We start from the raw sequence: 16273 nt of genomic DNA, 5'->3' as shown, positions 1-16273 counted from the left end.
GCAGCGCGGGCAGCGCGCCAAGACCGGAAGCGTACTGGAAGGCCGATGTCGTCCCGAGACCGCCTCACTCCCTATCCTCCGCGCGAGCTTTTCAACGAGGGCTTCGTCGCCACGGGCGACGGGCATTCGCTGTATTTCGCCGAATGCGGAAATCCGGACGGGGAACCGGCGCTGATCGTGCACGGCGGACCGGGCGGAGGATGCAATCCCGCCATGCGCCGTTTTCACGATCCGCGGCATTACCGGATCATTCTGCTTGACCAGCGCGGGTGCGGGCGCTCGATGCCCAATGCATCGATCGAGAACAACACGACCTGGCATCTGGTCGACGATATTGAGCACCTGCGCTGCCATCTCGAACTTCCGCGCTGGCAACTCTTCGGTGGCTCGTGGGGATCGACGCTGGCACTGGCCTACGCCGTGACGCATCCCGATCGCGTGAGCGCGCTGGTGCTCAGAGGCATTTTTCTGCTGCGCAAGAGCGAGCTCCTCTGGTTCTACCAGGACGGGTGCAGCGCGCTCTTTCCGGAGGCCTGGGAGGCATTCGAGCGTGTCATCCCGCCGGAGGAGCGAGGCGACATGATCGGCGCGTACTACCGGCGCCTCACCGACCCCGATCCCCGAGTTCATATTCCGGCGGCGGAAGCCTGGAGCGTGTGGGAGGGAACCACGCTCTCGTTGATCGAGGACCCCGTGCGGGTGCGCTCTTTTGCCAACCCGGCCTATGCGCTCGCGTTCGCCCGCATCGAATGCCACTATTTCGTCAACGCGGGCTTTTTTACGGAGGACGGTGCGTTGCTGAAGCAAGCTCACCGGCTGGCCGGCATTCCCGGCGTGATCGTGCACGGGCGCTACGATGTCGTGACACCGGTCCGCAATGCCTGGGACCTCAAGAAGGTGTGGCCATCTGCCGAGTTGCGTATCGTCCCCGATGCAGGGCATGCCATGACGGAGCCCGGCATCATCCACGAGCTTGTGCGTGCGACGTCGCATTTCCGCGACCGCTGACCGGCACGAGACCTCCAGGGCTCGTTCGCCATGCCTTGCGATGGTGCTGGCTCGACCAGCCTCCGGGCGGATAAAGTAAACATCCAGGCTGGGCCGGCGGACGCGAAGGCGCGTCCTGCTCCCGAACCTTCGAGTTTTTTCGATATATGCCGAAAGAGATCCGCCGCACCGTTGCAATCGCCGACAAGAACCCCGTCGTCCGGACGGGCCTTGTCGACATCATCGCGCGCGACGGCCGATTCACCGTGACGGCGGCCGTGTCTACAGGATCTGCCTTCCTCGAGCTCATCGAGGCGCATAAGGTCGAGATCGCGATCATCGGCTGGTCGTTGCCGGACATGACCGGCGGCGATGTCCTGGCGGGCCTCAAGGAGAGGCGCTCCGACGTGCGCACGATCGTCTATACGGGCGAGCCGGGCATGGATGTGCTGCGGCGCACGATCAAGGCGGGTGCCTGGGGCTTCATGTCGAAAAGCGACGAGCCGGAGGTCTTGCTCGAGACGATCTCGTCGGTGTCGCACGGACGCGTCTCGTTTCCCTACGTAGACATGGATGCGGCAAGCAAGGATCCGCTGGACGTGCTCACGGTGCGCGAGCGGGAATTGCTCGCGGCTCTTGCGGACGGATGGTCGAACCTGCAAATTGCAGCGCGCATCGGTATTTCAAGAAACACAGTGAAATACCACTTGAAGAACCTCTACGATAAGCTCAACGTCAACAATCGCGCCATGGCGGTGGCACTGTTCATGACGCAGCAGGCTCAGCGCGAAATGCGCTAGAGCATGGCCATTCCGATCGCATCGCGATCATGCTGCAGGTTTTGAAGGGGCCAGTGATCTGCGCTGCTGTGCGTCAGCCGTCCCGAATTTGCCGCAGGGTGGGTAGGCAGAAACTACCCAACTGGGCAATTCCCAGGTCGGCAAACACCGCCCATAAGCCTACCCAAGAGATTTGTGCCGTCGCCCAACCGGGTATTGCGCACGGTTAGGAAGATGTTACGAATTGAACCGAAAGGCGTTCAATTCTCACATCAACCGATCCTGTCCGAGGGCGATCACAACAGTCGGCAAACGCGCGGCTCCACGCACGAGGCTCTGCCTTTTTGCCGGACGCCGCGGCTGTTGAGCTGACGCTTGGCGCACTAGACGCTAAGGTTGGTGCAAGAAACTCGAAACGCCACACTGGAGGAGACGCAGATGACTACGATGGTGAAGCCGCACCTGTTCATCCCTGGCCCGACCAATATTCCGGACGCCGTTCGCATGGCAATGAACCTCCCCATGGAGGACATGCGCAGCCCCGAGTTCCCCAAATTCACGCTCCCGATCTTCGAGGACCTCAAGAAGGTCTTCAAGCAGAAGGACGGCCGCGTTTTCATCTTTCCGTCGTCGGGCACCGGCGCCTGGGAATCGGCGATCACCAACACGCTCGCCGTCGGCGACAAGGTTCTGATGAGCCGCTTCGGCCAGTTCTCGCTGCTCTGGGTCGATATGGCCGAGCGTCTCGGTCTCAAGGTCGAGCTTTGTGACGAAGAGTGGGGCACGGGCGTTCCGCTCGAGAAGTACGCCGACATCCTGGCCAAGGACAAGAACCACGAGATCAAGGCCGTCTTCGCCACGCACAACGAGACGGCAACGGGCGTGTCCTCCGACATCGCCGGCGTGCGCAAGGCACTCGACGCCGCCAAGCACCCTGCACTGCTGTTCGTCGACGGCGTCTCGTCGGTCGGCTCGCTCGACATGCGCATGGGCGAGTGGGGCGTTGACGCTTGCGTCTCCGGCTCGCAGAAGGGCTTCATGCTGCCAACCGGCCTTGGCATCCTGGCCGTGTCGCAGAAGGCGCTCGACGCCAACAAGAGCCTCAACGGCCGCATGAACCGTTGCTTCTTCTCCTGGGAAGACATGATCAAGACCAACGATCTTGGCTACTTCCCGTATACTCCGGCCACGCAGCTCATCCGTGGCCTGCGCGCATCCATCGACCTCATCTTCGCCGAAGGCCTCGACAACGTCATCGCGCGCCACACGCGCCTTGCCTCCGGCGTGCGCGCCGCGGTCGATGCCTGGGGCCTCAAGCTCTGCGCGAAGGAGCCAAAGTGGCATTCCGACACGGTGTCCGCCATCGTCGTGCCCGAGGGCATCGATGCCAACAACGTTCTGAAGACCGCGTACTACCGCTACAACACCTCGCTCGGAACCGGCCTCAACAAGGTCGCCGGCAAGGTGTTCCGCATCGGTCACCTCGGCGCCCTCGACGAGGGCATGATCGGCGGCGTGCTGTTCAACGTCGAAATGGCGCTCAAGGATTGCGGCGTGCCGATCAAGTTCGGCTCGGGCACCGGCGCCGCGGCTGAGTACTTCAGCAAGACGGCGACAAAGCCCGCGCTTTCCAAAGCCGCATAGTTCGCGGGGCGGCGTCTCTCAGAGGCGCCGCCCTATTCAATTCTCAACAACTCACTCGGGTGCCCGCGGCCGGCCGGTTACGGACAAAGCCCGAAGTGTCTCAAGAAACGCCATCAAGGAAACCCCGATGAGCTACACCCTTTATCCGATCCGCAAGCAGCGCCTGCAGCGCTCGTACCTGGCCGTCCCCGGCTCCAATCCGACGATGATCGACCGCGCCCACAAGAGCGCCGCCGACTATGTGTTCCTCGATTGCGAGGATGCCGTTGCTCCGCCGGACAAGGAGCAGGCCCGCAAGAACATCATCCAGGCGCTAAACGACCTCGACTGGAAGGGCGCCGGCAAGAGCGTGTCGGTGCGCATCAACGGCCTCGACACGCATTACATGTATCGCGACGTGGTCGACATCGTGGAGCAGGCGGGCTCGAAGCTCGATACCATCCTGGTGCCGAAGGTGGGCGTGCCTGCCGACGTCTACACTGTCGAGACGATCGTCAGCCAGATTGAGGTCGCGAAGGGTCTTCCGCACAAGATCGGCATGGAAGCGCTGATCGAGACGCCGCTCGGCATGGCGAACGTGGAAGCCATCGCCTCCGCCAACAGCCGACTCGAGTCGATGCACTTCGGCGTCGCCGACTACTCGGCCTTCAACAAGGCGCGCACCGTCGTCATCGGCGGCCTCAACCCCGACTATCCGGGCGACCAGTGGCACTTCCCGCTGTCGCGCATGACGGTCGCCTGCCGTGCGTTCGGCCTGCGTCCCATCGACGGCCCGTTCGGCGGCATCGACGATCCGGACGGCTACAAGGCCGCCTGCCGTCGCGGCGCCGCGCTCGGCATGGAAGGCAAGTGGGCGATCCATCCTTCGCAGATCGAGCTCGCCAACGAGATCTACTCGCCGACGGCGGCCGAGGTCACCAAGGCCGAGCGCATCCTGGTTGCTCTCAAGGAAGCCGCCGCGCAGGGCAAGGGCGCCGCGTCGCTCGACGGCAAGATGATCGACGCCGCTTCGGAAAAGATGGCCAACCACATCCTGGCCACCGCCGCGTCGATCAAGGCCGGCGAAGCCGCACGCGCGAAATAAGAAGAAGCGACAGGAAACAGTTCCCCCCCAAGGAGGTCCAAAATGGACATTCACGAGTACCAGGCGAAGGAGCTTCTCGCGAAGTTCGGCGTGCCTGTCCCGCGCGGCGGGCTCGCCTACAGCCCGGAGCAGGCCGTTTACCGGGCGCATGAGCTCGGCGGCGCACGCTGGGTGGTCAAGGCGCAGGTCCACTCGGGTGCCCGCGGCAAAGCCGGCGGCATCAAGGTCTGCAGCCAGGAGAGCGAAGTCGAGGCCGCATCCGAAGGCCTGCTCGGCAAGAAGCTGGTCACCATCCAGACCGGCCCCGCGGGCAAGCTCGTGTCGCGCCTCTACATCGAGGAAGCGACCGACATCGACAAGGAGATCTACCTCTCCTTCGTGATGGACCGCGCAGCCGAGCGTATCGTCGTCGTCTCGTCGGCAGCGGGCGGCATGGACATCGAAGAGATCTCGCACAGCCAGCCCGACACCATCATCAAAGTGCAGGTCGATCCCGCGGTGGGCATGCAGGCGTTCCAGGCCCGCGAGGTGGCTTTCGGGCTCGGCGCCGATCCCGAGATCATCGGCAAGCTCGAGCGCGTCATCCTCGGCTGCTATCGCGCTTTCCGCGATCTCGATGCCTCCATGCTCGAGATCAACCCGCTGGTCATCACCAAGCAGAAGACCGTCGTCGCGCTCGACGCCAAGATGAGCTTCGACGAGAACGCGCTGTTCCGCCGTCCGCAAATCGCCGAGCTGCGCGACAAGAGCCAGGAGGATCCGCGCGAGACCTACGCCAACGATCGCGGTCTTTCCTATGTCGGACTCGACGGAGACATCGGCTGCATCGTGAACGGCGCGGGCCTGGCAATGGCAACGCTCGACATGATCAAGCTCGCGGGCGGCGAGCCGGCGAACTTCCTCGACATCGGCGGCGGCGCGAGCCCCGAGCGCGTGACGAAGTCGTTCAAGGCAGTGCTGCGCGACAAGAACGTGAAGGCGATCCTCGTCAACGTGTTCGCCGGCATCAACCGGTGCGACTGGGTGGCGAAGGGCGTCGTCGACGCCATCAAGGAGCTCGACATTCAGATTCCGATCGTCGTGCGCCTAGCCGGCACCAACGTCGAAGAGGGCCGCAAGATCATCGATCAGAGCGGCCTCACCATGATCAGCGCGGAGACGCTGGCAGACGCAGCAAACAAGGCCGTTTCGGCCGCCAAGAAAGCCGCGTAAGGAGGAAAACAAATGGCCATCTTCATCAATGAGAATACGCCGATCCTCGTGCAAGGCTTTACGGGCCGCATCGGCACGTTCCATGCCCAGGAAATGATCGACTACGGCACCAACGTGGTCGGCGGCGTGACGCCCGGCAAGGGCGGCACCACGCACCTCGGCCGCCCGGTGTTCAACACCATGAAGGGCGCCGTCGACGAGACGAACGCAGAGGCTTCTATCGTGTTCGTTCCGCCGCCGTTCGCCGCGGATGCGATCATGGAAGCGGCCGATGCCGGCATCAAATACTGCGTCTGCATCACGGACGGCATCCCGACGCAGGACATGATCCGCGTGAAGCGCTACATGCGCCGCTACAAGAAGGAGGGCCGCATGGTTCTCACGGGCCCGAACTGCGCCGGCACGATCTCGCCCGGCAAGGCCATGCTCGGCATCATGCCTGGCCACATCTACATGCCGGGTCGCGTGGGCATCGTCGGACGCTCGGGCACGCTCGGCTACGAAGCCGCTTCCCAGCTCAAGGCGCTCGGCATCGGCGTTTCGACGTCGGTCGGCATCGGCGGCGACCCGATCAACGGCTCCTCGTTCAAAGATGTCCTCGAGCATTTCGCCCAGGACCCCGAGACCGATGCGGTGATGATGATCGGCGAAATCGGCGGTCCGCAGGAAGCGGAAGCGGGACAATATATCCGCGACCACTTCAAGAAGCCGGTCGTTGCCTACATCGCCGGCCTCTCGGCTCCGAAGGGACGGCGCATGGGCCATGCCGGCGCCATCGTGTCGGCATTCGGCGAATCCGCCTCGGAGAAGGTGGACATCCTCTCCGATTGCGGGGTCGCGATCGCACCGACGCCGTCGGAGATGGGCGCAACCGTTCAGAAGGTGCTTTCTGCCCGCAAGGCGGCCTAGCTCCTTCGCTTGACGTGCTTCCCTCTCCGGATCCGTGTCTTGCGTGGCCCGCAACGGCTCCGGAGAGCTGAATTCCAGGAAGCACTCTAGGTCCGGGCTTGGCCCTGCACCCGATGGCAGGTCCGACCCGACGACCCGGCGGTCTCACGGCCGCCGGGCCCCTCTTTCTGCCTGGGACTCATTGTGCGAGCCCCGAATTTCGGGGTGGTTGAGGAGACAAAGATGAACAAGATGCTGTCCCCTGGCAGCACGAAGCTCGACGAGAAGGCGCTCCGCGCCGAACTCAAAGCCCTTCGCGCACAAATTCCTGACCAGCCGGCGCTCAATCCGATCGTCAACGTGGCGTTCGACCTGTCGCGGCGTCTCGAAGCGGGAGAGATCACCTTCAGCGATCTCAAATCGCTGGCGACGCGCCTGATGGACAGCGCCTGCGTGCATCGCGCGCTGGTGCTCAAGGAGCAGATCGGCGTCGAGAGCGAGAAAGCGACGCGGAAGGAGTTCTCCGAGTTCATCGCCCGGGAGATCGCGGGAATCGATCCCAACGATTTCGATGCGTTCAAGGCGCGGTTCGCGCGGGCACGCAACGGCATCGTCTTCACAGCCCATCCTACATTCGGGCTTTCCGAAGCGCTCTCGAACCGGATGGCCGAGATCGCCGTTTCGGGAACGGCCAAGGGACAGACGATCGAGCTTCCGCACCGGCCCGATCCGAGCCTCACGCTCGACTACGAGCACCGCCGTGTGCAGAGCGCGATCCGCAACCTGCGCGACGCCTACGCGGATGTGCTCACCGATTTCTTCGCCGCTGCGCACTCGACGTTCGGCGATCGCGCGTTCAAGGCCGATCCACAGCTTGCCACTTTCGCATCGTGGGTCGGATACGACCTCGACGGGCGCACCGACATCAAATGGACGTTCTCGTTCGTCGTGCGCCTCAAAGAGAAGATGGCGGCACTGGCGGACATCCGGGAACGTTTCCTCGCACTCAAGCCCGTACTTGGCGACGGCGCGGAGATGCTCAAGCTTTCGCGTCAGCTCACCGGCAAGCTCGATCTCGCGATCGCCGCCGCGGAAGCGCACGTGAAAGCACTGGAGAGCGTCGGCAAGGACGGATTCACGCTGGCGCAGGCGGCCAACATCATTACTCAGGGCGACGGGCACAACCTGGTCAGCGCCGAGCCGATCCTCGCGCTCCTGGAGCAGGTCGGCGGTGCCGCGCCGACCACGAAGGCAAAAATCGCCGTGGCGTCGCTGGCCGGGCTTTTGCGCGCGACCGGGCTCGGCATGAGCCACATTCACGTCCGTGTCAACGCCGTGCAGATCAACAACGCCTTCCGAGCCTTCGTGCACGAAAGGTGGACGCGCGATCTCACGGAACGGCAGGCGCTGGCGCGCATCGTGGACATGATCCACAGCGTCAAACCTGAAACCGTCAACTTCGAGACGCTCGACCTCGAGAATGCGACCGCCATCCGCCAGTTCGCGCTCGCGGCGCAGATCGCCAAGCACATCGACCGCGACACGCCGATCCGCTACCTCATCGCCGAGTGCGAGAGCCCGGCCACAATCCTGATCGCTGTCTACTTTGCCAAGTTGTTCGGGGTCTCGGAGATCGTCGACGTGTCGCCTCTGTTCGAGACGCCGGCGGCGCTCGAGACCGGGCCGCGTCTTGTCGAACGGCTGCTGGCGGAGAAGGCTTACCGCGACTATGTGACGAAGCGCGGCCGGCTGGCCGTACAGACCGGTTATTCGGACGCCGGACGCTTCATCGGGCAGATCGCGGCCGGCCTCGCGCACGAACGTCTGCATCACGGACTCGCGGAAGTCGTCCGCAAGGCCAAGCTCAAGAACGTCGAAACGCTGATCTTCTCCACGCACGGCGAGAGCATGGGCCGCGGCGCGCACCCGGGACCGCTGCGGCGCCGGCTGCGCTACGTGTTCCCCGGCGAGTCGCGCTGGCGCTTCTTCCAGCACAACCTGCCCGTCAAGCACGAGACCAGCTTCCAGGGCGGCGACGGATATCTCTTCTTCGCCAACCGTGAGTTCGCGCAGCGCGCGCTGGCGACGATCATCATGAGCGGAAAGGATCCCGGCGAGGGCGAAGACCCGTTCTATACCGACACCAACCTGGCGCTCGACTTCCAGCTCCGGCTGCGCGACTACCAGCAGGAGCTGTTCGCTCACCCCGGCTATCGGGCGCTGCTCGGCGCATTCGGCGCCAACCTCCTGTTCAAGACCGGCTCGCGTCCGGTGAAGCGGCAGGGCGACCATCATTCCGACCGTGGTGACCCGGCGCGCATGCGTGCGATCCCGAACAACGCCATTCTGCAGCAGTTCGGCTATGTGGCGAACGTTGTGGCGGGGCTCGGGGCAGCCGTCGGCAGCGAGCGCGAGAGGTTCGTCGAGATGGCCAAGCAATCGCAGCGTCTCCGGCCGCTGATCGAGATGATCGCGCGCGCCAAGCAGCTTTCGAGCCTCAATGCGGTTGGCGCCAACGCCGTGATCTTCGATGCGGGTTTCTGGGCCCAGCGCGCCTCCTGGGCGCGGGAGCAGCACCTCGACAGCGCCTTCAAATTCCTGGCCGAGCAACTCTTGGACGATGACCGGGCGGGGAAGATCACCGGACTCGCGCACTACCTCCGGCTCGACGCCATCGAGCTGCACGGCATCCTGGAAGAAATCGGGCTCGAAGGCGGCAAGATCCCGGACGATCACCGGCTGGAGCTCGACCTTCTGCAGGCGATCCGAGCCGCGCTGATCATGCGCCTTTTCATCCTCACGGCGCAGCTGCCGCGCTTTACGCCGACCAACGAGGTGACGCACGCCGAGATCGTACGCAAAGCGTTGAGCCTCGAAATTCCAGAAGTGCTCCAGGTGATGCGCCAGGCGTTCCCGCGGCGTGTGGACGATCCCCGCGACGACGGGCAGTTCGTCGAGCAGGCCACGTATCTGCCGAAGGGCATCGACGACTACGGCCGTATCGAGACCGAGATCCTGGAACCGATGGAGCAGGCCTACGAGCTCGTGCGCGAAATCGGCACCGGCATTTCGCATCATTGGGGGGCATTCGGCTGAGGCCCGCGAGCGGTTTCGGTTGATCGTCGCCGCGCTCTGGGCTTTGATGGGACGGTTACTTCCCGCTTCGGACTTTTTTGCTGCGCTGCCGATTTGCGTCACGCCTGACAGACGGCGCGACAGTCGGAGCGTCCGGGGATCGAAGCGGTCGTAGGATGGAATCCTGCAGGGAGGGGTCCAAGGCGCGGCACAAGCGCCTGCCCCTCGCCCTAACCCTCTCCCCGCTCAGCGGGGGGAGGGAATTTTCTTTCACAACATGCCGAGCCAGCGCGGCAGGCCAAGCGACAGGCTGGGCCAAAAGGTCACGAGCATCAGGAACGCCAACATGGTCACGAGCCACGGCAAGACGGCGACGGAAAGCGTCGTGAGGCCGAGGCGCGAGACGCCGCTCGCGACATAGAGGTTCAGACCGACCGGAGGCGTCAGCATGCCGATCTCCATGTTGACCACCAATATGATGCCGAAGTGGACCGGATCTATGCCGAGCTTGGCGGCCACCGGGAACAGTATGGGCGCCAGGATGAGCGTCACGGACGCCGGCTCCATCACGCAGCCGGCGACGAGCAGGATCACGTTGACGATGAGCAGGAACGTGATCGGACCGAAGCCCTGATGGATCAGCCAGTCAGCCATGGCCTGCGGGATCTGCTCGTGCGTGAGCAGGAACGTAAACAATATGGCGTTGGTAATGATGTAGAGCAGCATGGCGCTCATGCTGGCGGAGGCAAGCAGGACGCGCGGCACATCCTTGAGCGCGAGATCCTTGTAGATGTAGACCGCGACGACAAAGGCGTAGACGGCACTGACGGCGGCGGCCTCGGTCGGCGTGAATACGCCGCCATAGATGCCGCCCATGACGATGACGACGAGGGCCAGGCCCCAGAAGCAGTCCAGGAACGCGGCGAGGCGCTCGCTCCAAGGCTGGCGCTCGCTTTTCGGATAGCCGCGACTGCGTGCGAGCCAGATCGTGGTCAAGCCCAGGAGCGTCGCCAGCACAAGCCCCGGGATCACGCCTGCCATGAATAGATCGTCGACCGAGGCTGCGTGTATGCGCTTTCCGTCCGGGCCTTGAACCGTCATGCCTGCTGTGGCGACGCTGTAGAGCACCATGACGATCGACGGCGGAATGAGGATGCCGAGCACGCCGCCCGAGGCGATGACGCCGGCCGCAAAATCCTTCGGGTAGCCGCGTGCGACCATGGCCGGGATCATGATGGATCCGATGGCGACGACGGTCGCCGGAGACGAGCCGGAGACTGCCGCGAAGATGGCGCAGGCGACGACCGCGGCGAGGCCCAGGCCGCCAGGCCAGTGCCCAGCCATGGCGGTGGCGAAGCGGATCATGCGCTTGGCGACACCACCGTGTGTCAGGAAGTTGCCGGCGAGGATGAAGAACGGCACGCACATGAGCTCGAAGCTCTCGATCCCGGTGAAGAGCTTCAAGGCAACTGCATCGAGCGGCACGTCGGTCAACACGAACAGGACCGTGAGCACCGTCAGGCCAAGCGCAATCGACACCGGCATTCCGACCAGCAGCAGCGCGACCAGCAAAAGGAAAATGAAGGCTGCGGTCATCTCGCGCCCTCCGCCGGAGGCGGCGCGTCGACGCCTTCGACCTTGCCTGGATCGTGATGGGGCCGCTCGCCGGTCCTCCAGAAGGTCCATGCCACCTCAAGGAAGCGGTAGCACATGAGATACGAGCCGAGCGGCACCGCCAGATAGACGATCCACATGGGCAGCTCAAGCACCGCCGAGGTCTGTCCGGTGCCGGCGATGTGCCAAACGAGATGGGCGCCCAGCGTGCCGACAAAAGCCGTGAACAGTGCGCCCGCCAAAAGCCCCGCGATGATCAGCGCGCTCTTTGCGGTGCCGGTCAAGCGCTCGACCAGGATGTCGACCCCGACATGGATGCCGGTGCGCACGCCGTACGCGGCGCCGAACTTGGCCATCCAGACGATCATGAAGATGCACAATTCCTGTGCCCATGTGAGCCGCACGTAGGCGATGGTGAAGAAGAGGCTTTTCGACAGACTGGTGAGCCAGGGAATGTCCTCGACGCGGGACCAGCGGTACACCGAAGCGACCCCGGAAAGGCCGTAGCGCTGCGCCACGGCGACGAATATGAGCAGGGTCGCGGCGCCGATCAACGTCGCGATGACGATCTCCTCGATATGATCGAGCAGGCGCGCCGCCTTCGACCTTTCCTGCATGCGTTTCCCTCAATGGCCGCGGGCGGAGGCCGGCTTTTTTGTTGTCCTGCTATCGCACGGGAACGGAGCGCCGTCACGCCGGACTGCAAGCCTTTATTGCGTCGGCGACTTGTGGCCGGTGGCGGCGTAGATACGGTCGATGAGGTCGCGACCGACGCGGCTCGCCATCTCGTCGTGCACGGGCAGCATGGCCGCCATCCAGGCGGCCCGTTCGTCGGGCGTCGGCTCGTGGAATACGGTGGTGCCGGCCTTGCGCATCTCCTCCAGCGCCTCCTCATTCTCCTCGCGCGCGAAGCGGTTGGCGACAGGCGTCGTCTCGGCAATCGCGCGCTCGAGGCTGGCACGGATGTCGGACGGCAAGCCGCTCCAAAACTTCGCGTTCGAGATCACGGCATAGCCGAGATAGCCGTGGTAGGTCATCGTGGCGTGCTTCTGCACCTCGTACATTTTCTGGGTGTACATGTTGGCGGGCGTGTTCTCCGTGCCGTCCACCACACCCGACGAAAGCGCCTGATAGGCCTCGGAGAAAGCCATGACCTGCGGCATACCGCCAATCGACCACATCTGAGCCTCCAGGACCTTGGAGGATTGAATGCGCATCTTGAGGCCCAGCACGTCATCCGGCCCGTATAGCGGGCTGTTGGCCGAGAGGATCTTGAAGCCGTTGTTCCAATAGGCGAGGCCGATGAGCCCCTTTGACTTCAGGCGGTCTAGCAGATCGCGACCGATCTCGCCTTCCGTGACTTTGGCCAGCTCGTCGTAGCCGGCAAAGATGTAGGGCAGGTCGAAGACTTCGAAAGCCTTGATACCGAGCGGACCGAACTTCGAGACCGACGGGGCGAGCATCTGGACGGCGCCGAGTTGAAGTGCCTCCAGCTCCTCCTTGTCCTTGTAAAGCTGCGAGTTGGGGTACAGCTCGACCCTAACGCGGCCGTTGGTGTACTGCTCGGCGAGCGTTTTGAAATGCTCGGCCGCGCGGCTCTTATGGGCCTGTGGCGCGGCGACGTGGCTGAACTTGATGACGATGGGGGCAGCGGCAGTCGGCGCCTGTTCCGCGCACGCAGGTGCCGCCGCGAGCGAAAGGCCGACCAAAGCTATCAGCACAGCGCGCATCGTCGGTTCCCTGCTCATGGACGGTCTGCGTCAAGACTTCGATTCTAGCTCTTCCCGCTCCTTGTCCCAAGCGCGAACAACCTTGCGGGTGAGACGGAATACGCGCCGGGCGCGACGGCGATCCTCGCTTGGGACGCAAATGCAGCAGCAGCAGAACCCGGGCCGGCGGGCGATCCTCAACATCAGCTCTTGATGCCTCTTGGCATCGTCGATCGGGTCGTCGCGCGTCATACCTGCCTCTTGCCGTCAGCGCCTCGTGCGGCTCCTCAACGTGCGGAGGGCAGCGGCGGGAAGTGCGAACACCTCGCCTTCGCTTTGCTCCGTATCGAGCCATAGAAACGGCAAGTCGGGGTATTCGGTTTCAAGCGTATCCCTGCCGGTGCCGACTTCAACGACCAGCATCCCCTCAGGATTGAGATGAACGGCGGCCGCCTCGAGGATCCGGCGGACGAGGTCCATGCCGTCCTCGCCGCCGAGGTGGGCGAGCTGGGGCTCGGCGCTGTATTCCGGTGGGAATGCCGCCACGGCCGACGCGGTGACGTAGGGCGGGTTCGAGAGGATCAGGTCGTAGGTGCGGCCACCGAGCGCAGAGAACAGGTCGGATTGCGAGAGTGCGACGCGGCCTTCGAGGCCATAGGCGGCAACGTTGCGCCGTGCGACCTCGAGGGCATCGGGCGAGATATCGGCCGCGTCGACGGCGGCATTCGGAAAGGCGAGCGCAGCGAGGATGGCGAGGCAGCCCGAGCCGGTGCACAGATCGAGGGCATTTTCGATTGCGTCCGGATCCGCCACCACGGCCGGCAGCCCTTCCTCCAGAAGCTCGCCGATGTAGGAGCGCGGCACGATCACGCGCTCGTCGACATAGAACCTGTGCCCCTTGATCCAAGCCGCGTTGACGAGGTAGGGCGCGGGCTTGCGGGTGGAAATGCGCTGCTCAACAAGGCCGGCGATCTGCCCGCGCTCCTCGCGCGTCAGACGCGCATCCAGCCATGGTTCGAGCTGGTCGATGGGGAGATGCAGGGCCGAAAGGATGAGAAATGCCGCTTCGTCGAGGGGCGTTTCGGTGCCGTGACCGAATACGAGGCCGGCGGCGGAAAAGCGGCTCGTGGCATAGCGCAGCCAGTCGCGGACCGTCACAAGGTCGTCAATCTCGGGATGGCTCGGCGTGCTGCTCATGGTTCTCCGACGTCGGTAGGCCTTCTGCGCACTTGCGCGCGCCCCCGCCCCCCGTGTCCCTAGCCGAAGCATCCGGCTCTTGCCACCACGGAGATCACGTTGCCCCGGCAATCTCCGAAATGGGACCCGGGGGCCGATTCACCCTCATTCAAAATTACGCACGTGCGAAAGGGCCTCGCGTCATCATGTCTATTTTTTTGTGACCCGCTTGGCGATAGGCACGCAAGACGCCAATATCGCGCCAGTCTGGACCCGCGGGACAAGGGACCAGCCATAGAAACGTCCATTCGGAGGGAAGCCCGTGACGGTTAAATCAGATATCGAGATCGCGCGCGAAGCCAAGATGAAGCCGATCACCGAGGTGGCGGCCAAGCTCGGGATTCCGGCAGACGCGATCATTCCCTACGGGACGACCAAGGCGAAGATCTCGTTCGACTTCATCAATGCCCTCGGAACCCGGCCCGACGGCAAGCTGATCCTGGTCACGGCCATCAGTCCGACACCCGCCGGCGAAGGCAAGACGACGACCACGGTCGGCCTCACGGACGGGCTCAACCGCATCGGCAAGAAGGCCATGTGCGCGCTGCGCGAGCCCTCTCTCGGACCCTGCTTCGGCGTCAAGGGCGGTGCAGCCGGCGGCGGGTACGCCCAGGTGGTTCCCATGGAGGATATCAACCTCCACTTCACCGGCGACTTCCATGCCATCACCAGCGCGCACAACCTGCTCTCGGCGCTGATCGACAATCATATCTATTGGGGCAACGGGGCCGGTCTCGACATTCGGCGCATCGAGTGGCGGCGCGTGCTCGACATGAACGACCGGGCGCTGCGCTCGATCGTCAATTCGCTCGGCGGCGTCTCGAACGGTTTCCCGCGCGAGGACGGATTCGACATCACGGTCGCATCCGAGGTGATGGCGATCCTCTGCCTCTCCTCAGACCTCAAGGATCTCGAGACGCGGCTCGGCAACATCATCATCGGCTACACGCGCGACAAGAAGCCGGTGCGGGCGCGCGACGTGAAGGGCGACGGCGCCATGACGGTGCTGCTCAAGGACGCGCTGATGCCCAACATGGTGCAGACGCTCGAGAACAACCCCGTGTTCATCCATGGCGGCCCGTTCGCCAACATCGCACACGGCTGCAACTCGGTTCTGGCCACCAAGAGCGCGCTCAAAGTCGCCGATTTCGTGGTCACGGAAGCGGGCTTCGGCGCCGATCTCGGGGCCGAGAAGTTCTTCGACATCAAGTGCCGCAAGGCGGGCCTCCAGCCGGCAGCGGCGGTCATCGTCGCCACCGTGCGTGCGCTCAAGATGCACGGCGGCGTCGCCAAGGAGGACCTCAAGGGCGAGAACGTGGCTGCCGTCGCCAAGGGCTGCGAGAACCTCAAGCGCCACATCGAGAACGTGAACAAGTTCGGCGTGCCGGCGGTGGTGGCGGTCAATCGCTTCATCACCGACACGGATGCGGAGATCCAGGAGGTCATGCGCGCTGCCGAGAGCATGGGCACGCGCGCCTTCATGTGCACGCACTGGGCCGATGGCGGCAAGGGCACGGAAGCGCTCGCCCAGCACGTGGTCGAGGTTGCGAACTCGGGCAAGGCCGCGTTCAAGCCGCTCTATCCCGACGAGATGCCGCTGCGTGACAAAGTGAAGACGATCGCGACCGAGATCTACCGGGCGGCCGACATCTCCTGCGATTCATCGGTGGAGACGAAGTTCAAGGAGCTGGAGGCCATGGGGTTCGGCAACCTGCCCGTCTGCATGGCGAAGACCCAGTACTCGTTCTCGACCGATCCGACCAAGCGCGGCGCACCGACCGGCCACATCGTGCCGGTTCGCGAACTGCGTCTCTCGGCGGGCGCAGGGTTCGTGGTCGCCATCACGGGCGAGATCATGACCATGCCCGGCCTGCCCAAGGTTCCGGCGGCAGATTCCATCCGTCTCAATGCGGCAGGGCAGATCGAGGGCCTGTTCTAGAGCCGTTTCGGCTTTCATGGAATCGCCGAACGTCTCTAGGCCTCTGTTTGATCGTGCTTCTTATCGGAAAACCGGTTCCCACTTTTCCGGAAGCACTCTGGGCCGC

Annotated in this window: 12 protein-coding genes; 8 read left to right on the top strand and 4 right to left on the bottom strand. The window is 64.0% G+C overall.

What is annotated here, in order from left to right:
- Nucleotides 1-45 precede the first annotated feature (45 nt).
- The 7 genes from pip to QZV93_RS01725 all read left to right on the top strand — a co-directional run bounded on the left by pip (nt 46) and on the right by QZV93_RS01725 (nt 9690).
- Nucleotides 46-1008, top strand: coding sequence for a prolyl aminopeptidase (gene pip / locus QZV93_RS01755; protein ID WP_295555468.1), 963 nt, complete (start codon nt 46-48; stop codon nt 1006-1008).
- A gap of 146 nt (nt 1009-1154) precedes the next feature.
- On the top strand, nt 1155-1787 hold the full coding sequence (locus QZV93_RS01750) for a response regulator transcription factor (RefSeq protein WP_295555467.1): 633 nt from the start codon (nt 1155-1157) through the stop codon (nt 1785-1787).
- Between the two features lie 417 nt (nt 1788-2204).
- A complete protein-coding gene (locus tag QZV93_RS01745) occupies nt 2205-3410 on the top strand; it encodes an aminotransferase class V-fold PLP-dependent enzyme (protein WP_295555466.1) in 1206 nt (401 codons plus the stop codon).
- Between the two features lie 127 nt (nt 3411-3537).
- Complete coding sequence (locus tag QZV93_RS01740; protein ID WP_295555465.1) at nt 3538-4494, top strand: CoA ester lyase; 957 nt, start codon at nt 3538-3540, stop codon at nt 4492-4494.
- A 42-nt stretch (nt 4495-4536) separates the two neighbouring features.
- Nucleotides 4537-5706, top strand: a complete 1170-nt coding sequence (locus QZV93_RS01735) for a malate--CoA ligase subunit beta (protein WP_295555464.1) — start codon at nt 4537-4539, stop codon at nt 5704-5706.
- 12 nt (nt 5707-5718) lie between these two features.
- The gene (sucD, locus tag QZV93_RS01730) at nt 5719-6615 is read left to right on the top strand and encodes a succinate--CoA ligase subunit alpha (protein WP_295555462.1); all 897 of its coding nucleotides are present in this window, start codon (nt 5719-5721) and stop codon (nt 6613-6615) included.
- 222 nt (nt 6616-6837) lie between these two features.
- A complete protein-coding gene (locus tag QZV93_RS01725) occupies nt 6838-9690 on the top strand; it encodes a phosphoenolpyruvate carboxylase (RefSeq protein ID WP_295555460.1) in 2853 nt (950 codons plus the stop codon).
- A gap of 249 nt (nt 9691-9939) precedes the next feature.
- Here QZV93_RS01725 and QZV93_RS01720 read toward each other — a convergent pair whose 3' ends face one another.
- The 4 genes from QZV93_RS01720 to prmB form a co-directional block, all read right to left on the bottom strand.
- Nucleotides 9940-11265 (bottom strand): TRAP transporter large permease subunit, encoded by a 1326-nt coding sequence (locus QZV93_RS01720; protein WP_295555459.1) that lies wholly within the window; start codon nt 11263-11265, stop codon nt 9940-9942.
- On the bottom strand, nt 11262-11900 hold the full coding sequence (locus QZV93_RS01715; protein ID WP_295555457.1) for a TRAP transporter small permease: 639 nt from the start codon (nt 11898-11900) through the stop codon (nt 11262-11264). The genes QZV93_RS01720 and QZV93_RS01715 overlap by 4 nt, the downstream gene beginning before the upstream one ends.
- 93 nt (nt 11901-11993) lie before the next feature.
- Nucleotides 11994-13013, bottom strand: coding sequence for a DctP family TRAP transporter solute-binding subunit (locus QZV93_RS01710; protein ID WP_295555630.1), 1020 nt, complete (start codon nt 13011-13013; stop codon nt 11994-11996).
- A 246-nt stretch (nt 13014-13259) separates the two neighbouring features.
- Entirely contained in the window at nt 13260-14189 is a 930-nt protein-coding gene (gene prmB, locus QZV93_RS01705; protein WP_295555456.1) for a 50S ribosomal protein L3 N(5)-glutamine methyltransferase, read from the bottom strand.
- Between the two features lie 301 nt (nt 14190-14490).
- Here prmB and QZV93_RS01700 point away from each other — a divergent pair, with 301 nt between their 5' ends.
- Complete coding sequence (locus QZV93_RS01700) at nt 14491-16167, top strand: formate--tetrahydrofolate ligase (protein ID WP_295555453.1); 1677 nt, start codon at nt 14491-14493, stop codon at nt 16165-16167.
- Nucleotides 16168-16273 lie beyond the last annotated feature (106 nt).

The sequence above is a fragment of the uncultured Hyphomicrobium sp. genome (assembly GCF_902826555.1).
In the GTDB taxonomy this organism is placed as follows: Bacteria; Pseudomonadota; Alphaproteobacteria; order Rhizobiales; family Hyphomicrobiaceae; genus Hyphomicrobium_C.
Note: the sequence above shows the minus strand (reverse complement) of the source record. Positions and strands in the feature narration are given on the sequence as shown.

Bases quoted from the DNA above. Each gene is read 5' to 3' on its own strand.
- pip (WP_295555468.1), top strand. From the start codon at position 46: ATGTCGTCCCGAGACCGCCTCACTCCCTATCCTCCGCGCGAGCTTTTC.
- QZV93_RS01750 (WP_295555467.1), top strand. From the start codon at position 1,155: ATGCCGAAAGAGATCCGCCGCACCGTTGCAATCGCCGACAAGAACCCC.
- QZV93_RS01745 (WP_295555466.1), top strand. From the start codon at position 2,205: ATGACTACGATGGTGAAGCCGCACCTGTTCATCCCTGGCCCGACCAAT.
- QZV93_RS01740 (WP_295555465.1), top strand. From the start codon at position 3,538: ATGAGCTACACCCTTTATCCGATCCGCAAGCAGCGCCTGCAGCGCTCG.
- QZV93_RS01735 (WP_295555464.1), top strand. From the start codon at position 4,537: ATGGACATTCACGAGTACCAGGCGAAGGAGCTTCTCGCGAAGTTCGGC.
- sucD (WP_295555462.1), top strand. From the start codon at position 5,719: ATGGCCATCTTCATCAATGAGAATACGCCGATCCTCGTGCAAGGCTTT.
- QZV93_RS01725 (WP_295555460.1), top strand. From the start codon at position 6,838: ATGAACAAGATGCTGTCCCCTGGCAGCACGAAGCTCGACGAGAAGGCG.
- QZV93_RS01720 (WP_295555459.1), bottom strand. From the start codon at position 11,265: ATGACCGCAGCCTTCATTTTCCTTTTGCTGGTCGCGCTGCTGCTGGTC.
- QZV93_RS01715 (WP_295555457.1), bottom strand. From the start codon at position 11,900: ATGCAGGAAAGGTCGAAGGCGGCGCGCCTGCTCGATCATATCGAGGAG.
- QZV93_RS01710 (WP_295555630.1), bottom strand. From the start codon at position 13,013: ATGCGCGCTGTGCTGATAGCTTTGGTCGGCCTTTCGCTCGCGGCGGCA.
- prmB (WP_295555456.1), bottom strand. From the start codon at position 14,189: ATGAGCAGCACGCCGAGCCATCCCGAGATTGACGACCTTGTGACGGTC.